Source organism: Streptomyces phaeoluteigriseus (assembly GCF_001896135.2).
Lineage (GTDB): Bacteria > Actinomycetota > Actinomycetes > Streptomycetales > Streptomycetaceae > Streptomyces > Streptomyces phaeoluteigriseus.
Window position 1 is genome coordinate 614,952 of the sequence record NZ_MPOH02000016.1, and the last position, 17,125, is coordinate 632,076.

Genomic DNA, 17,125 nt, shown 5'->3' on the forward strand with positions numbered 1-17,125 from the left:
GGCGCCCCCGTCTGTCCCGACGTGCTCCGCGCACGTCCATGTCACTGCTTCACTACCCAGAGTGAAGGCGTGTGGGACGAAAAGCCAGAGGAAGACGGAAATCTGCGGACAACAAATCGGTTTCGGACGACCGATTGATTACACAGAGTGACATCGGACTGCACGGTTCCCCTGGTCGCCGGAGAAACCGCGAGAAGCCGGGGGGGAAGCCCCCCGGGGGGAAGCCCACCCGGGGGGGAGAAGCCGGGGAGGAGTCCCGAGGAAGTGCCGAAGTGGTACGGCTCCGCGCCCGCGGCTACGGCGCCGGAAATCTCCGCTCGTTGCGGTCGATCTTCGCGTCCAGTGCCGCCAGCGGATCGATGCCGAGGACCTCGCACAGTTGCAGCAGATAGGCGAGCACGTCCGCGACCTCGTCGGTCACCCGGTGTGCGCTGTCCGGGTCGTCCATCACGCGCGACGACTCCTCCGGCGTCAACCACTGGAAGATCTCCACCAGTTCGGAGGCCTCCACACTGAGCGCGGAGGCGAGGTTCTTCGGGGTGTGGTAGGGCTGCCAGTTCCGGGCGGCCGCGAACTCGGCCAGCCTGCGCTGGAGCTTCGCCACGTCGAGATGTTCTGTCACGGCTCCAGGTGTACCACCGTGACCCCGGCCGTCCCCGCGGCCCACGAGGCGTCGCTCACCGCCCCGACACAGCGGATGTGGCCGCGCTCGCTCATCAGAACGGCCAGCCGCAGCAGTTCGCGGCGCTGGCGCGGGTCCAGGTCCCGGTCGAAGCCGTCGGCGAGCACGGTGAGGGCGCGCATCGCGTCCGGCACCTCGCCGGGCGGGTCCACGTCCAGGACGCCGGGGCCGGTCAGCAGGACCAGGGTGAGGGCGAGGTGGCGCAGTTCGCCGTCGCCGAGGCGGGCCAGCTCGGTACGCGGCCCCGCACCCCGGTCGAGCAGGGCCCGGACCGTTCCGTCGCCGAGGGGCTCGGCGAGCACGTCGGTCACCGGCCCCGCACAGCCGGCCCGGACGGCGGCGACGAGCTGCGCGTGCCGCCGTCCGCACTCCTCGCGGGTGCGCCACAGGACGTCGGCGACATTGTCGCAGCCGCCCAGCAGGCGTCCGGACCCGGTGCGGGCGGGGGCGCGCATCCGGTCGGGCCGCGGATCGCAGGCGAAGACGGAGCGCAGCGCGACCACCATCTGTTCGGCGGCGGCGAGCACCTGGCGCTGTCCGTCGGTCCTGCCTGCCACGCGCAGCGGCAGCAGGGCGGTGGCGAGGCGGTCGTCGGGCAGCGGGGCACGGGTCACCGACGAGGAGCCGGCGGTGTGCCAGGCGGCCTGCACCGTACGCCGGCCAGGATCGCGCAGCGCGGTCTCCAGCAGTACGAGCCCGCCCGCGCTCAGCCGCTCCCCCACGATCCGCAGCTCCGGCTCGGCCTGCACGGCGACGTCGAGCCGGACCGGCCCCTCCGGTCCGTCGGCCGTGCATCCGATGCGGAACCCGCGCCGGTGCTGCTCGTCGGGCCGGGACCGCTCCGGCACACAGGCGACCGGGTCCGGGAACACCTCCCGGACCGCGCCGCCGCCCGCGAGCCGGGCCAGCGCCTCGTACGCCCGCAGCGCGCTCGTCTTCCCGCTGCCGCTGGGGCCGGCGAAGAGGGTGACCGCGCCGAGCGGATGGGCGGCCCCCCGATGCCGGGCGAAGGCGGAGAGCCGCAGCTCGGTGAGAGCGGGACGGGCCGGGCGTAAGGGCTGGTCGGGGCGCGAGGCCCGGTCGACGGGAGGGGCGAACCCCGCGGCAGATGAGAACCCGCCGGAAGGCGGGGACCCGACGGAAGACGGGGACCCGACGGAAGACGGGGACACGGAGGAAGACGGGGACCCGACGGAAGACGGGGACACGGAGGAAGGACAGGACACGGAGGATGTCAGCGGTACGGCCATGTGCGGACCGTAGGACTGCGCCGGTCTGGCGAACCGTTCCGCCCTCGTGAGCTTCCTACGAACGGGCGACGGCGCAGGCCTGGCGGCCCCGGTGAGTCTCCGTCACCGCCCGGCACGCCCGTCTCACACCCCGGCGCCCTCCATGAGTCCGCTCACCTCGGTGCCCGGCGGGGTCAGCAGGAACACGTTGCGGTCGACCCGGTGCATCCCGCTGGCGAGGCCGAAGACCACGCCGGTGGAGAAGTCCAGGACTCGCTTGGCGACGTCGCTCTCCGCGCTGCTCAGGTCGAGCAGCACCGGGATGCCCGCCATCAGGGTCTCGGCGACCTCGCGGGCATCCGCGAAGACGTTGACCCGCAGGACGACGAAACGCCGCCGGGTCTCCGTCTCCGCGTCCGGCAGCGAGCGATGGCTCACCGCCGACGGCCAGGCGTCCCGGCCGCGCAACGGAACGACCTGAGCGAGCCCTTCCCACTGTTCATCGGTGACGTCGTAACGGCTCACCGGCACCCCCGACTGACTCGCTTTGACTGCATGCACCAGCCATTCTTACGCCAAGTCACCCGTTCGGCCCAATAACGACACGGTCCGCGACAGTCCTGAGAGAAAAACCGGGCGGCCCCTCACCCCCTCGCACCGGCGTCTCCCCGCCACCGAACCGCCCGCTCCGTCCGAACGGTGGCACTGCGCGACGCCTATCCCTCGTGCGGCAGCCGCGGGCGTGGCTCGACGGGATCGCGCTGCCGCCGACGCGGGGGCGACGCGCTGCGACGCGCTGCGGAGTGCGCCGGATCGACCGGACCGGTCAGCCGGTCGTGCGCGTGAAGCGGAGCGACATGGCGACCGCGGTCAGGCCGCGGATCATGCCCATCTGGTTCCAGCCCATGCCGAACTCCTCGCGATCGACGGTGAGTTCGCCGTCCAGTGTGAACGCGTCGGCATCGGCGCCCAGCAGGCGCGCCGTGAAGGAGAGAGGCCTGCTGATGCCCCGCACGGTCAGCTGACCCTCGACGTGTACGGCGTCGCCGTCACGGAGTTCCACGCTGCGGGCGGCGAACGTGATCCGGGGGTGGTGGTCGACGTCGAAGAAGTCGGCACCGCGCAGATGCGTGTCCCGCTTGGCGTTCTTCGTGTCCAGGGAGGCCACGTCGATCGTGACGGTGCCGACGGCGGACCCGTCGGAGCGGACCTCGCCCTGGCCGGCCACGGCGGTGAAGGCGCCCTTGACCGTGACCAGGCCCCACATCGTCCTGTGCCGGAGGGCGACGGTGGAGGCCCCCGCGTCGAGCTGCCACAGTCCGGTTTCCACGGCGACGGTCATGGTGATCTCCTGCTGTTCGATTGCTGCTGATCCGTTGATCGCTGACGCCGCTGCCACCACAGATTGATCCAAATTTGGATGACCCCGCGACTGCCTCGAAGGTAGCCGGTTATCCAAATCTGAACAACCCCGTGTCCCATACTTCTCCAAATTTGGACGACAGGTACACTCGACTCATGCCCGAGCCCGAGGAGCACAGCACTGACCTGCCGGAATGCCCGTCCGCCCAGGGCACCGGCCTGCTGCCCCAGGAGCTGAGGGGCTGGATGGTGATGCTCGCCGCGGTGGGCGCGGTGGAGCAGCGTCTGCGGTCGGTCCTCAAGGAGCGGCTCGACGTGTCGCACGACGAGTTCCTGGTGCTGTGCCTGCTGGCGGAGCAGCCCGAGGAGGGACTGCGGATGACCCGCGTCGCGGAGCTGCTGGGCCGCCCGAAGACCCGGCTCACCTACCAGGTCGCCTGCCTCCAGCACGCCGGTCTGGTCACCCGCAGGTCGGTCTGCGGTGACAAGCGGGGCGTCGAGGTGGCCCTGACGGACAAGGCCCGCCTGCTGCTCCGGGAGACGTCCGACGCCCTGGCCACGACGGTCGCCGAGGCCCTCGCCCACGTCATCGGCCCGGACCAGCGCGCGGCGATGTACGGCCTGCTGCCGGGGCTGGACGCGGCGGCCGGGACGGAGCCGGGAACGGCGCCGAACGCCGCGCCGGACGGCGCTGCGGACGGCGCTGCGGACGCCGCTGGTGACGCCGCTGGTGACGCCGCTGCGGACGAGATACCCGCGAGGACGACCGAGGACGCCGTCCGGGCGGGCGACTGACGCCGACGGCCTCGGGGAGCCCCTCCCGGCCGCCCCCGGAGGGCGACTTTCGGCCCGACCCGACGCGACACAGACTTGGATCCATTCCATTTCTTGAACCGTTCGTGTTTATGAGGGTAGGTTGGCGTCATGACCGCACCCGGAAAGCCGTCCACGGCGGAGGAGCTGCGCGGTGTCGGCCTGCGGGTGACGGCCGCGCGCGTCGCGCTGCTCGACACCGTCCGCGAGGGAGACCACCTCGGGGTCGAGGCAATCGCCGCCGGTGTGCGCGACCGAGTGGGGCACATATCGCTGCAAGCCGTGTACGAGGCGCTGCACGCGCTCACCGCGGCCGGCCTCCTGCGCCGCATCGAGCCGCCCGGCAGCCCTGCCCGGTTCGAGGGCCGCGTCGGGGACAACCACCACCACCTCGTGTGCCGCTCCTGCGGCACCGTCGCCGACGTCGACTGCGCGGTCGGCCACGCCCCCTGCCTGACCGCCTCCGACAACCGCGGCTTCTCCGTCGACGAGGCAGAAGTCATCTACTGGGGTCTGTGCCCGGCCTGCTCCAGCACCCCCGATGACCGCCTGTGACCTCGTGACCCCGCGACCGTGTGACCCGCGCAACCCCTGAGACCACCTGATCCACGCAGTACCCCAGCACAGCACCGTGATCCCCAGCAGTTCGGAAGGATTCCCCCAATGACCGAGAACCATGACGCGATCGTCACGGACCCGAAGCCGGAAGAGACGGGCGGCTGCCCGGTCGCGCACGGGCGCGCCCTCCACCCGACCCAGGGCGGCGGCAACCGCCAGTGGTGGCCGGAGCGCCTGAACGTCAAGATCCTGGCCAAGAACCCGGCCGTGGCCAACCCGCTCGACGAGGAGTTCGACTACGCCGAGGCGTTCAAGAACCTCGACCTCGCGGCCGTGAAGCGGGACATCGCCGAGGTACTGACGACCTCGCAGGACTGGTGGCCGGCCGACTTCGGCAACTACGGCCCGCTGATGATCCGGATGGCCTGGCACAGCGCCGGCACCTACCGCATCAGCGACGGCCGCGGCGGCGCCGGCGCCGGTCAGCAGCGCTTCGCCCCGCTCAACAGCTGGCCGGACAACGCCAACCTCGACAAGGCCCGCCGTCTGCTGTGGCCGGTCAAGAAGAAGTACGGCCAGAGCATCTCCTGGGCCGACCTGATGGTCCTCACCGGCAACGTCGCCCTGGAGCAGATGGGCTTCGAGACCTTCGGCTTCGGCGGCGGCCGCGAGGACGTCTGGGAGCCCGAGGAGGACGTGTACTGGGGCCCCGAGACCACCTGGCTCGACGACCAGCGCTACACCGGCGACCGTGAGCTGGAGAACCCGCTCGGCGCCGTCCAGATGGGCCTTATCTACGTCAACCCGGAGGGCCCGAACGGCAACCCGGACCCGCTGGCCTCGGCCCGTGACATCCGTGAGACGTTCCGCCGGATGGCGATGAACGACGAGGAGACCGTCGCGCTGATCGCCGGCGGCCACACCTTCGGCAAGACCCACGGCGCCGGCCCGGCCGACCACGTCGGCGACGACCCCGAGGCCGCCTCCCTCGCGGACCAGGGCCTCGGCTGGAAGAGCACCTACGGCACCGGCAAGGGCGGCGACACCATCACGTCCGGCCTGGAGGTCACCTGGACCGCCACGCCGACGCAGTGGAGCAACGGGTTCTTCAAGAACCTGTTCGAGTTCGAGTACGAGCTGACCGAGTCCCCGGCCGGCGCCAAGCAGTGGGTGGCCAAGGACGCCGAGGCGATCATCCCGGACGCGCACGACTCGTCGAAGAAGCACCTCCCGACGATGCTCACCACCGACCTGGCGCTCCGCTTCGACCCGATCTACGCGGAGATCTCGCGTCGCTTCTACGAGAACCCCGACCAGTTCGCGGACGCCTTCGCCCGCGCCTGGTTCAAGCTGACCCACCGCGACATGGGCCCGAAGTCGCTGTACCTCGGCCCGGAGGTCCCGGCGGAGACCCTGCTGTGGCAGGACCCGCTGCCGGAGCGTACGTACGAGCTGATCGACGCCGACGACATCGCCGCTCTCAAGGCGCAGGTCCTCGCCTCGGACCTCACGGTGTCGCAGCTGGTGTCCGTCGCCTGGGCGTCTGTCTCGACGTACCGTGACAGTGACAAGCGCGGCGGTGCCAACGGCGCCCGCATCCGCCTCGAGCCGCAGCGCGGCTGGGAGGCCAACGACCCCGACCAGCTCGCGCTCGTCCTGCGCACCCTGGAAGGCATCCAGCAGTCCTTCAACTCGGGCCGCACCGACGGCAAGCAGGTCTCGCTGGCCGACCTGATCGTGCTGGCCGGTGCCGCCGCGGTCGAGCGGGCTGCCAAGGAGGGCGGCTTCGAGGTCGAGGTTCCGTTCACGCCGGGCCGGGTGGACGCGACCGAGGAGCACACCGACGCGGAGTCCTTCGCCGCGCTGGAGCCGACCGCCGACGGGTTCCGCAACTACCTCGGCAAGGGCAACCGCCTGCCGGCCGAGTACCTGCTGCTCGACAAGGCCAACCTGCTGACCCTGAGCGCGCCCGAGATGACCGTCCTCGTCGGCGGCCTGCGCGTCCTGGGCGCCAACCACCAGCAGTCGCAGCTCGGCGTCCTCACCACCACGCCCGGCTCGCTGACCAACGACTTCTTCGTCAACCTGCTCGACCTGGGCACGACGTGGAAGTCGACCTCGGAGGACCAGACCACCTTCGAGGGCCGCGACGCCGCCACCGGCGAGGTCAAGTGGGCCGGCACCCGCGCCGACCTCGTGTTCGGCTCGAACTCCGAGCTGCGCGCGCTGGCGGAGGTCTACGCGAGCGACGACGCCAAGGAGAAGTTCGTCAAGGACTTCGTCGACGCCTGGGTCAAGGTCTCCAACCTGGACCGCTTCGACCTGGTCTGATCCCCGCGCGCACCGCGCACCCCGCGTGAAACGGCCGGGCCGGCTCCTTCGGGAGCGGCCCGGCCGTCGGCGTCCGGGGGCGGGTCCCCGCTCAGTCCCTCAACTGCCCGTCCCTGACCGCCGAGACGAAGGAGGACCAGCCGGGAGCCGGGAACACGAGCACCGGCCCGTCGGGAACCTTGCTGTCCCGTACCGGGACGGCAGGGGCGAAGTCGTCGGAGACCTCGACGCACTCGCCACCATCCGAGTTGCTGTATGAACTCTTGCGCCAGCTAGCGGCCCTCAGGTCGATGCCTCGCACGGTGCTTCCTCCAAGATGGCCAGGACGAACTTCAGCGACTCGGCTGGGGACAGCGCCAAGTCGCGCATCGCATCGTACGCACGCTGTAGTCGCTCAACCGGTGCGTCCGCTTCGATGAGTTCACCACGGTGGGCGTTCTCCGTATACGCAACGGTAAGCCCGCCCTGAAGCCGCAGGAACATGAGTGCGGTGCTGTCCAAACCGTGCATGCCCGCGCTCAGCGGGAGCACCTGCATCGTCACATTCGGCCGCTCGCCATCACGGCCAGGTACTCCAGTTGCCCCCGCCACTCCCCCGCATCCCGCAGCGGCGTACGCAGCACCGCCTCCGACAGGATCGTCCGGAACGGCGGCGCGTCCTCGCCCTCCAACAACTCCCGCCGCCCCATCCGCGCCTCGACCTGCTGCTCGAGCTCCTTCCCCCTGAGCCCGCCCGCCGCCAGCACCTCCCGCGCGTAACCCGGCGTCTGCAACAGCCCCGGCAACACGCTCACCGCGAAGTGCCACAGGCTGACCGCCTCCGCCTCCAGGGCCATGTACCGCCGGTACCGCTCGCGGAACTGCGTATGGTCCCCGGCGGCCAGTTCCCACAACGCCAGCAACAACCCCGGCGTCCCGTAGTGCGTGTCGAGCGCCTGGACGACCTCCGGGCTGCCGAGCGTCTCGCCCTTCTCCATCTTGCCGAACAACGACCAGTCCCAGCCGAGCCGTTCGCCGAGCGCCCGCAGGCTCGTCCCGCTGCCGGCCCGCAGGGTCCGCAGTTCCTCGGCGAACCGCTGACGGGGTTCCTGACTGCGGCCGGTGACGACGCGTCGCTGCGGCATACGGCTCCCTCCGGGACGTTCGCGTGAGCGATGTGGGACCTGTGGAACGTGTGGAACGTGTGGAACCACGATCGCGCGACGGGGAAGCACCGTCCCGTCCACGACCCGGCCGCACACATCCGGCCGCACCCTCGTAACGACCGGACTACGCAGCGTAATTCAGCCAGCCCAGCCCGGTCATGGAATCAGCGGAACCACACCGCCGCCCATCACACCGACGAGGACCCACATGACCCCCACACCTCCCGCTCCCCGCACCGCCAAGGTCCAGGAAGCCCTCGCCGCCCGCGACGCCCTCGCCACGGCCCTCTCCCGGGCCGGCATCCAGCTGCCCGCGATGGACATCCGCACGCCCTGGGCGGACGACCGCGAGGCCGAAGCGCAGTACGCGCTGGTCCACCTCGGCGTGTGCTCGGCCCCCGTCGCCCTCATGCTCGCGGACGTGATCACGAAGGGGATCGCCAGGTGACAGGGGACGTTGACGGGATCCCCACCGTCGGCGAGGCCGTCCACGACAGCGCCCGCGACCGCGTCGGACGTGTCATGGGCCACGTGGGCGCGTACCTCCGGCTCCGTCCACTCACCGGTGGCCGCGAGTGGGACGCCGAGCCCGGCCACCTCCGCCGCCTCACCCCGGCCGAGCTGCTGAGCGCCCGCGTCGCCGAGGCGAACGCCCGGAGCAGGCAGCCCGGATGACGCGCCACGCCACCCGCCTGGGGCGGGTGCGCCCCCGCGCCCCCACACCTTCACGAGAACCGCCCCCACCTCCCCGCGCGTCCTGTTCTACGGTGCCATCAGTCACTCACGTCCAGGGAGGAACCGTGCAGCAGCCCAAGGCCGCGCTCGCCGAGCGCATCGCCGAGCGGAGATGGGGAGGCGACGACCCCCGTGCCCTGGTCGGCGAGATGCGGCGTTCGGTGCTTCTGGTGCCGGTCGCCGACGGGGGTCTGTGGTCGGTGCGTTCGGGCGGGGTGCGGTGGATCTGCGGGTTCACCGACGAGGCCGCGCTGGCCCGGTTCGCCCTGCACCACGGGCCCGGCGACCAGCCGATGGAGTACGCGGCACTGCTCGGCGCGCGCATCGTCGACGAGATCGTGCCCACGCTGGGCGAGCCCGCCGGTCTGGCCGTCGACATCGCCACCGAGGACGGTTCGATGTTCTTCCCGCCGGTCGTCGGCATCGTTCCGGAGGCGGTCGCCGTCGACACCGGTGACGCGGAAGAGGGGGCACGGTCATGAGCGGTGACGGTACGGACATCAATCTCGACAAGGCGTCCGTCGCCAAGTTCACGCAGGGCGTGGGCGCGACGATCGACCAGCTCGGTGAACTCGGCGGCGCCACCGGCTCGATCATGGGCAAGGGCTTCTCCGAGCTGGCGATGACGGGGATGGAGGCCGGGCACCACGGCCTCTCGGTCGACTTCGAGGACTTCTGCGAGCGCTGGGAGTGGGGTGTGCGCGCCCTGGTGCACGACGCCAGCGAGCTGGCGAACCGCCTCGGCCTGGCGGCGGGCACCCTGTGGGAGCACGACCAGTACGTCGCGGGCACCCTCAAGGTGGGCGCCAACTCCCTGTTCGGCGGGAACCCGCACGCCAGCGAGGAGGACATCGCCAAGCAGAACTGGGGCGACATCTTCACGCCGGACTACCTGAACCCCGACTGGAGTGCCGAGTCGTGGGACAAGGCCGGCGACGAGATGGAGCAGACCTGGAAGGACACCGGCCGCACCGTCCTCACCGAGGGCCGGGGCGGGCAGCAGTCGGAGATGCTCAACGACGCACTCGGCATCTCCGACGACCAGTGGGACCAGGCGCTGGACGACACCTTCGGCCCGTCGCCGGAGGAACGCGCCCAACAGGCGCAGCAGCAGGGTGAGTCCGGGGGGAACTGACAGTGGGCATCGGCGACTTCATCAGTGACATCACGCCGGACTCGGTCGAGGACGTCGTCGAGGACGGCGTCGAGTGGGTGGGCAACCGGGTCGAGGACGCGGGCAACTGGACCGCCGACCGGCTGGACGACGCCGGCTGGGAGTCCGGCGCGGACTGGGTGCGTGAGCAGTCCCGCTCGGTCGCCAACCGGCTGGGCGCCGAGGTCGACGAGATGGACCTCGGGCAGACCGAGGACAAGACCAAGCTGATCTACGGCAGCCCCAGCAAGATCACCGCCACCGCCGCGAAGCTCCGCGCCTTCCAGAAGGCCTTCGACGGCACCGGCGACGGTCTCAAGGGCATGGACCCGGCCCGGCTCAAGGGCGAGACGGCCGAGGCGCTGCGCACCGCGGTGAGCACCCAGCCGCCCAAGTGGTACAACGCCGCCGACGCCTGCACGAAGGCGGTGGGCGCGCTGGACGCGTTCGCCGACACCGTCACCTGGGCGCAGGGGCAGGCGCAGACGGCGATCGACAAGTGGAAGGAGGGCGTCAAGGCGTCCGAGAACGCCGCCGACGCCCACCGCAAGAAGGTCGACGACTACAACAGCGCCGTCGACCGCTACAACGCCCAGCCCGCCGACAAGCGCGACCCCGCCTCGCTGCCGCCCAAGCCCGGGGAGACGTTCGACGACCCCGGCAAGAAGCTGATGAAGGAGGCCCAGGACATCCTCGCCGAGGCCCGCACGCAGCGGAACTCGGCGGCGGAGACGGCCCGTACGGCGGTCCGCGCCGCCCGTGACATGGCTCCGCAGAAGCCGTCGTACGCCGAGCAGTTGGGCGACGGGTTCAAGGAACTGCAGATCATCGGCGACCATGTGGGCGGCGGCATCATCAAGGGCACGGCGGGGCTGCTCAACTTCGTCCGCAGCGTCAACCCGCTGGACCCGTACAACATCACGCACCCGGCCGAGTACGCCACGTCCCTCAACAGCCTGGCCGCCGGCCTGGTGGTCGCCGCCAACGACCCGGTCGGCACCGGCAAGCAGATGATCAGCGACTTCATGAAGGATCCGGCCGAGGGCTTCGGCCGCCTGATCCCGGACCTCGCGCTGACCGCCGCCACCGGTGGCGGCGGCGCCGCGGTGAAGGGCATCCGCGTCGCCGAGGACGCCGCCGACGCGGCACGGGCGCGAAACCTGGTCGACGACGCCCCGGACGGCACGCACAACACCCCGGACGGCGACCGCAAGCAGGGCGGCGACCCGGTGGACCTCGCCACGGGCCGGATGTACCTGCCCCAGACCGACGTCGACATCCCCGGAATCCTGCCGCTGGTCTTCACCCGCCGCACCGAGTCCGGTTGCGCGGTCGGCCGCTTCCTGGGGCCGGCCTGGACGTCCACGGTCGACGAGCGGCTGCTGGTCGACGCCATCGGCGTCGTCCACGTCACCGCCGAGGGGCTGCTGGTGCCGTACCCGCACCCGGTCCCCGGCGCGCCCACCACACCGGACTCGGGCAGGTCCCGAACCCTGCTGGCCCGCGAGGCCGACGGCGACTACACGGTCACCGACCCCGACAGCGGCCTGGTCTTCCGCTTCACCGCTCCGCCCGGCAGCGAACCGGGGGGCGACGGCACGGCCTGGCTGTCCGGCATCACCGAACGCAACGGCCACACCATCACCGTCGACCGCGGCGAGGACGGCCTGCCGCTTGCCCTGGTCCACTCGGCGGGCCACCAGGTGAAGTTCTCCGTGGCCGACGGCCTGGTCACCGCCCTGTCCCTGGCCGGCGCGGGCTCGGACGGCGCGGACCTGCCCCTGATGAGCTACGGCTACCAGGACGGCGACCTCACCACCGTCACCAAGCCGTCGGGCGCCACCACCACGTTCGTCTACGACGACCGCCGCCGCGTCATCGCCTGGATCGACTCGAACAACAGCCGCTACGACTACGTCTACGACGACCGTGACCGCGTCGTGGCGGAGGGCGGCGAGGCCGGTCACGTCCAGATCACCCTGGCGTACACCGAACCCGACCCCGAGACGGGCCACCGCACCACCACGCTCACCACCGCCGAAGGGCACGCGACCCGGCACCTGTTCGGTCCCGGTTGCCGTCTCCTGGCCCTCACGGACCCGCTCGGACGCACCACCCGGTTCACCTACGACGCGCGCGGCAACCTGCGGACCCGCACCGACCCGCTGGGCCTCACCACCGCCTTCTTCTACGACGAGGACGGCCGGGTCGTCTCCGCCACCCGCCCCGACGGAAGCGAACTGCGCACCGTGCGCGGCCCCTTCGGCCTGCCGGTGGAGGTCGTCGAACCGGACGGCACCCGCACGGTCCACGAGTACGACGAACGCGGCAACCGCACGGCGGTCACCGACCCGGCCGGCTCCACCACCCGCTGCACCTACGACCGGGCCGGGCGGCTCACCTCGCTCACCGACGCCCTCGGAGCCACGACACACGTGGTGTGCGACGCGGCGGGACTGCCCGTGGAGGTGACCGATCCCGGCGGCGCCGTCACCCGCACGGAGCGCGACGGCCGCGGCAGGCCGGTCCGCATCACCGATCCGACGGGCGGCGTCACCCTCCTGGAGTGGCACGCCGACGGGCAGCTCGCCCGCCGCACCGGTCCCGACGGCGCACGGAGTCGTGGACCTACGACGTGAGGGCAACTGCCTCACCCACACCGACGCGTCCGGTGGCGTCTCCCGCTTCGAGTACACCCACTTCGACCTGCCGGTCGCCCGCACGAGGCCCGACGGCGCCCGCTACGAGTTCGAGCACGACGCCGAGCTGCACCTCACCCGCGTCACCGGCCCGCAGGGACTGACCTGGACCTACACGTACGACGCCGCCGGTGACATCGTCTCCGAGACCGACTTCGACGGCCGCACGCTGACCTACCGGATGGACGCCGCCGGCCGGCTCGCCGCCCGCGTCGACGCGCTCGGCGGAACCATCTCGTTCGAGCGCGACCAGCTCGGCCAGGTCGTCCGCAAGGACGTCGACGGCCGTGTGACGAGCTACGTCTACGACAGGGCGGGACGCCTGGTGGAGGCGGCCGGACCGGACAGCGAACTGCGCTACCAGTACGACCGTCGCGGTCTCACCAAGGCGGAACTGGTCGACGGCCGCCCTGTCCTGTACGCCTACGACGCCCTGGGCCGCCGTACGCGCCGCACCACGCCCACCGGTCACGTCACCTCCTACTCCTACGGCTCCGACGGACTGCCCCAGCGCCTGACCAGCGGCGGTCACCGGATCGACTTCACCCACGACGCCGCCGGCCGCGAGCTGGCCCGCGTCTTCGGCGACGCGATCACCATGGCCTCCGCCTATGACGAAGCCGGACGGCTCTCCTCGCGGCACATCACCGCCGGTGGGCGCGACGTCAACAGCCGCGCCTACTCCTACCGCGCCGACGGTCAGCTGACCTCCGTCACGGACCGGCTGTCGGGCACCCGCACCTTCGACCTCGACCGGGTGGGCCGCGTCACCGCCGTCCACGCCCAGGGGTGGACGGAGCGGTACGCCTACGACGACGCCGGCAACCAGACCTCGGCGTCCTGGCCGTCCGGCCACCCCGGCCGCGAGGCCACCGGACCGCGCGCCTACACCGGCACCACGCTCACACGCGCCGGAGACGTCCGCTTCGAGTACGACGCCCTCGGCCGGGTCACCCTGCGGCAGAAGACCCGCCTCTCCCGCAAGCCGGACACCTGGCGCTACACGTGGGACACGGAGAACCGTCTCACCTCCGTCACCACCCCCGACGGGACCCGCTGGCGCTACCGCTACGACCCGCTCGGCCGCCGCACCGCCAAGCAGCGCCTGGCCGCCGACGGCGAGAGTGTGGTCGAGGAGATCCGGTTCACCTGGGACGGCCTCACCCTGTGCGAACAGACCAGCCACCAACCGGACGCCCCGAACCTGGTCGCCCTCACCTGGGACCACCGCGATGTCGTCCCCCTTGCCCAGACCGAGCGCATCCTCACGGCCGACGACCACCAGGCGGAGATCGACCGGCGGTTCTTCGCCATCGCCACCGACCTCGTGGGCACGCCGACCGAACTCATCGACGAGACGGGCGACATCGCCTGGCGAACCCGGAGCACCCTCTGGGGCACCACGGCCTGGTCCCGTGACAGCAGCACGTACACCCCGCTGCGATTCCCCGGCCAGTACTACGACTTCGAGACCGGCCTCCACTACAACCTGTTCCGTCACTACGACCCCGAGACCGGCCGCTACACCTCACCGGACCCCCTCGGCCTGGCTGCCGCCCCGAACCCCGTCGCATACGTGGACAACCCGCACAGCGGGTGCGACCCACTGGGCCTCATGCCCAAGTACACGAAGGAGGAGAAGGCCCAGAAGCGGATCGACAAGATCCTCGACGATGTCGCCGAGAGGGCGCAGAACGGTGAGATCAACAAGCATCCGAAGTACCACGGGGATACGCGGCACGGCTTCACCGACGAACGGGTCCTGGAGATCCTGAAGAACCCCGATGCCGTGTACCAGTCATCGGGCCAGGCGGGGAACTTCATCTTCCGGAAGGACAATGACATCGCCGTGGTCTACGGGCCCGGCTCCAAGCAGGGCCAGGCCATCACGGCTTACGGTGAATCGGGCATCAAGGGTGATTCCGGAGCGGCGGCGCTCGGAGGCAAGCCCACGGACCCCGGTGCACCGGTGACCCACGAGGACATCGTGCAGGGCAGGATTCCTACCGAGGACGGCTACATGGCCCCTGCGAAGCAGATCAAATAAGGCGGGAGGACCATGAAACTGTCGTTCGACGCAGACTGGTATGCGACGGTGACGGACGATCCGCTGCACATCAGCCCACGCTTCACCGGCGACTCGGTGGACGTCGTGCAGTACGTGAACCCGGAGGAGCGTGAGCGGTCCCTCGCACATACCTTCGGTAGCCAGGACCGGCTGTGGGACACACCCGACATCCTCCGGTTCGACCCGGACAGCCGGAACCTGGTGGGGGCCGAACTCCAGCTGCCGTACGTGTCCGCCGCCGCCGAAACGTCCACCCGCCTCCCCGTCATGCCCGCCGTACAGCGGGGCGGGCTCCGCGCGGACGAGGTCCGGGACTTCCGCCATGAGACGTGCACGGTGCTGTGCCGCGCTCCCGGGGACACTGCGCTCATCTGCCTGCGCGACCTCGACGTCCTCGACGAGCCGCTGGACGCCCGCATCGGCATCGCCCCCGACGTGGCACTCCTCGTCCAGCACGGCCACGTCGTCGGCTGGAGCCTCACCGACCCCGCGCGCCACCTCACCACCCACTTCACCGCCCCCGACCCGACTCCCCCTGTCCCGGCCACCCGCCACCTGCTCACCGAATGCCTGGACCTCATCACCACACCGGTGCTCGACGACCTGGTCGACGGCGAACCGACCGCCCTGGCCCGCCTCCAGGCCGCCGACAAGGCCCTGCGCGAACAACACGAGGACCGCCACCGGGCCGACGCCCTGCTCGAACTGATCGCCACCTACGTACAGGACTACGGAAACTGGTGACGACAGAGTGACCACCGACCGCCGAGAAGCCGCCGCACGGCGGGCTCGAGCGCTGCGGCCTCGCCGTGGCGGGGGCGGCGGCGCCAGACGGCCGGAGCGCACCCACCGGCGCTAGACGACCAGTCTAATCGCGTGCTACGTTTCCGTCATGCCCGCAACCGCACGCAACACCGACACCCGGCGCGTCATCCTCGATGTCGCTCAGCGGGTCATGGCCCTCAAGGGCTACTCCGCGGTCGGCATCAACGAGGTGCTCGCAGAGGCCGGTGTGCCGAAGGGCTCCTTCTACCACTACTTCAACTCCAAGGACGCCTTCGGTGAAGCACTCCTGAAGAGCTACTTCGACGAGTACGTCTCCGACATGGACCGCGTCCTCGCGCAGCCCGACAAGTCGGCCGCCGAGCGGCTCATGGCGTACTGGCAGCAGTGGCGGGAGACGCAGAGCGTCGACGAGTGTCAGGGCAAGTGCCTCGCCGTGAAGCTCGGCGCCGAAGTCGCCGATCTGTCGGAGACGATGCGGCTGGCCATGAAGGAGGGGACCAGCGCCATCGTCGACCGTATCGAGCGCACGATCACCAGCGGCCTCGCGGACGGATCGATCGCGATCGACGGGGACGCTCGCGGTGTGGCGCAGGTCCTGTACGGCATGTGGCTCGGCGCGAGCGTCATGGCCAAGATCCAGCGCAGCCCGGCATCACTCGACACCACCATGGCCGTCACCCGGCGGCTCCTCCACCTCTGAGCCCAGCGGGCTCACGTCCGGCCATACGGCACACGGGCTTGAAGGCCCGGACGTGAAGGCATGGACGCGAAGACACGGGTTTTCATCCGCCCAGCCAGAGACGACTGGTCTACTAATCAGGAGATATGGCATGAAGGTTCTCATCGTTCTGACCTCGCACGACGAGCTCGGCGACACCGGTCGGAAGACCGGGTTCTGGCTGGAGGAACTCGCGGCGCCGTACTACCGCTTCAAGGAGGCCGGCTGGGAGATCACGCTCGCCTCCCCGAAGGGCGGCCGTCCGCCGCTGGACCCCAAGAGCAACGAGCCGAGCTTCCAGACGGAGCAGACCCGCCGGTTCGAGGCCGACGCGGAGGCGACCGCTGCTCTCACGAACACCGTGCGCCTGGACTCGGTCGCGGCCGACGACTTCGACACGGTCTTCTACCCCGGCGGCCACGGCCCCCTGTGGGACCTGGCCGAGGACCCCGACTCCGTGCGCCTGATCGAGTCGACCCTGCGTTCGGGCAAGCCGCTCGCACTGGTCTGCCACGCGCCCGGCGTCCTGCGCCACGCCCGGAACGAGGACGGCACACCCCTGGTGCGGGGCAAGGACGTCACCGGATTCGCCAACTCCGAGGAGGACGGCGTCGCCCTCACCGACATCGTCCCCTTCCTGGTCGAGGACGAGCTGAAGCGCCTCGACGGCCGCTATTCCAAGATCGGCGACTGGGAGCCGTACGTCGTCCGGGACGGCCTCCTGATCACCGGGCAGAACCCGGCCTCCTCGGGGCCGGCAGCCGACGCCCTCGTCGAACTCGTCGGCAGGACGGGTGCGTGAGCGCGGACACGGCCCCGTCCCCGCCGTCGACGCATGACCGCCGC

The 17,125-nt window shown here is 70.8% G+C and carries 14 protein-coding genes and 3 pseudogenes; 11 read left to right on the top strand and 6 right to left on the bottom strand.

The genetic code is table 11. The annotated features are described in order from the left end of the window. Window positions 1–295: 295 nt before the first annotated feature. From BM536_RS27355 to BM536_RS27370, 4 genes are all read right to left on the bottom strand, one after another. Complete coding sequence (locus tag BM536_RS27355) at window positions 296–622, bottom strand: nucleotide pyrophosphohydrolase (protein ID WP_073492072.1); 327 nt, start codon at window positions 620–622, stop codon at window positions 296–298. Beyond that, window positions 619–1,932 carry a biotin transporter BioY gene (locus BM536_RS27360; RefSeq protein ID WP_094103630.1) on the bottom strand — a complete coding sequence of 438 codons (1,314 nt, stop codon included), beginning with the start codon at window positions 1,930–1,932 and terminating at the stop codon, window positions 619–621. The genes BM536_RS27355 and BM536_RS27360 overlap by 4 nt, the downstream gene beginning before the upstream one ends. 123 nt (window positions 1,933–2,055) lie before the next feature. After that, entirely contained in the window at window positions 2,056–2,436 is a 381-nt protein-coding gene (locus BM536_RS27365) for a cell division protein SepF (protein WP_386710096.1), read from the bottom strand. Between the two features lie 301 nt (window positions 2,437–2,737). Further along, window positions 2,738–3,253 carry a YceI family protein gene (locus tag BM536_RS27370; protein WP_073492069.1) on the bottom strand — a complete coding sequence of 172 codons (516 nt, stop codon included), beginning with the start codon at window positions 3,251–3,253 and terminating at the stop codon, window positions 2,738–2,740. 176 nt (window positions 3,254–3,429) lie between these two features. On the opposite strand from BM536_RS27370, the pseudogene BM536_RS27375 reads away from it, so the two are divergent. From BM536_RS27375 to katG, 3 genes and pseudogenes are all read left to right on the top strand, one after another. Beyond that, a pseudogene (locus BM536_RS27375) lies at window positions 3,430–3,912 on the top strand (MarR family winged helix-turn-helix transcriptional regulator); the annotation flags it as partial. A 285-nt stretch (window positions 3,913–4,197) separates the two neighbouring features. Next, the gene (locus BM536_RS27380; RefSeq protein ID WP_073492068.1) at window positions 4,198–4,641 is read left to right on the top strand and encodes a Fur family transcriptional regulator; all 444 of its coding nucleotides are present in this window, start codon (window positions 4,198–4,200) and stop codon (window positions 4,639–4,641) included. A 108-nt stretch (window positions 4,642–4,749) separates the two neighbouring features. Then, a complete protein-coding gene (gene katG, locus BM536_RS27385; protein ID WP_073492067.1) occupies window positions 4,750–6,975 on the top strand; it encodes a catalase/peroxidase HPI in 2,226 nt (741 codons plus the stop codon). A gap of 91 nt (window positions 6,976–7,066) precedes the next feature. On the opposite strand, the gene BM536_RS27390 is transcribed toward katG, so the two are convergent. Then, complete coding sequence (locus BM536_RS27390; RefSeq protein WP_073492066.1) at window positions 7,067–7,276, bottom strand: DUF397 domain-containing protein; 210 nt, start codon at window positions 7,274–7,276, stop codon at window positions 7,067–7,069. Next, window positions 7,258–8,099, bottom strand: a pseudogene (locus tag BM536_RS27395) (helix-turn-helix domain-containing protein). Before BM536_RS27395 ends, BM536_RS27390 begins: the two are co-directional and overlap by 19 nt. Before the next feature lie 229 nt (window positions 8,100–8,328). Here BM536_RS27395 and BM536_RS27400 point away from each other — a divergent pair. From BM536_RS27400 to BM536_RS27435, 8 genes and pseudogenes are all read left to right on the top strand, one after another. After that, entirely contained in the window at window positions 8,329–8,568 is a 240-nt protein-coding gene (locus BM536_RS27400; RefSeq protein ID WP_073492065.1) for a hypothetical protein, read from the top strand. Then, the gene (locus tag BM536_RS27405; RefSeq protein ID WP_094103631.1) at window positions 8,565–8,795 is read left to right on the top strand and encodes a hypothetical protein; all 231 of its coding nucleotides are present in this window, start codon (window positions 8,565–8,567) and stop codon (window positions 8,793–8,795) included. Before BM536_RS27400 ends, BM536_RS27405 begins: the two co-directional genes overlap by 4 nt. Window positions 8,796–8,920: 125 nt before the next feature. Further along, window positions 8,921–9,337 carry a hypothetical protein gene (locus BM536_RS27410; protein WP_211362956.1) on the top strand — a complete coding sequence of 139 codons (417 nt, stop codon included), beginning with the start codon at window positions 8,921–8,923 and terminating at the stop codon, window positions 9,335–9,337. Beyond that, complete coding sequence (locus BM536_RS27415) at window positions 9,334–9,990, top strand: hypothetical protein (RefSeq protein WP_073492063.1); 657 nt, start codon at window positions 9,334–9,336, stop codon at window positions 9,988–9,990. Before BM536_RS27410 ends, BM536_RS27415 begins: the two co-directional genes overlap by 4 nt. Before the next feature lie 2 nt (window positions 9,991–9,992). After that, a pseudogene (locus BM536_RS27420) lies at window positions 9,993–14,754 on the top strand (putative T7SS-secreted protein). A 12-nt stretch (window positions 14,755–14,766) separates the two neighbouring features. After that, window positions 14,767–15,519: a hypothetical protein gene (locus BM536_RS27425; RefSeq protein ID WP_073492062.1), complete on the top strand. Its 753-nt coding sequence runs from the start codon at window positions 14,767–14,769 to the stop codon at window positions 15,517–15,519. Window positions 15,520–15,667: 148 nt separating this feature from the next. Beyond that, on the top strand, window positions 15,668–16,261 hold the full coding sequence (locus BM536_RS27430) for a TetR/AcrR family transcriptional regulator (protein ID WP_073492061.1): 594 nt from the start codon (window positions 15,668–15,670) through the stop codon (window positions 16,259–16,261). Between the two features lie 130 nt (window positions 16,262–16,391). Beyond that, entirely contained in the window at window positions 16,392–17,081 is a 690-nt protein-coding gene (locus BM536_RS27435) for a type 1 glutamine amidotransferase domain-containing protein (RefSeq protein WP_073492060.1), read from the top strand. Window positions 17,082–17,125: the final 44 nt, after the last annotated feature.

Excerpts from the sequence above, each read along its gene's own strand:
- BM536_RS27400 (WP_073492065.1), top strand. The coding sequence starts at position 8,329 with ATGACCCCCACACCTCCCGCTCCCCGCACCGCCAAGGTCCAGGAAGCC.
- BM536_RS27415 (WP_073492063.1), top strand. The coding sequence starts at position 9,334 with ATGAGCGGTGACGGTACGGACATCAATCTCGACAAGGCGTCCGTCGCC.
- BM536_RS27370 (WP_073492069.1), bottom strand. The coding sequence starts at position 3,253 with ATGACCGTCGCCGTGGAAACCGGACTGTGGCAGCTCGACGCGGGGGCC.
- BM536_RS27380 (WP_073492068.1), top strand. The coding sequence starts at position 4,198 with ATGACCGCACCCGGAAAGCCGTCCACGGCGGAGGAGCTGCGCGGTGTC.
- BM536_RS27425 (WP_073492062.1), top strand. The coding sequence starts at position 14,767 with ATGAAACTGTCGTTCGACGCAGACTGGTATGCGACGGTGACGGACGAT.
- BM536_RS27430 (WP_073492061.1), top strand. The coding sequence starts at position 15,668 with ATGCCCGCAACCGCACGCAACACCGACACCCGGCGCGTCATCCTCGAT.
- katG (WP_073492067.1), top strand. The coding sequence starts at position 4,750 with ATGACCGAGAACCATGACGCGATCGTCACGGACCCGAAGCCGGAAGAG.
- BM536_RS27360 (WP_094103630.1), bottom strand. The coding sequence starts at position 1,932 with ATGGCCGTACCGCTGACATCCTCCGTGTCCTGTCCTTCCTCCGTGTCC.
- BM536_RS27435 (WP_073492060.1), top strand. The coding sequence starts at position 16,392 with ATGAAGGTTCTCATCGTTCTGACCTCGCACGACGAGCTCGGCGACACC.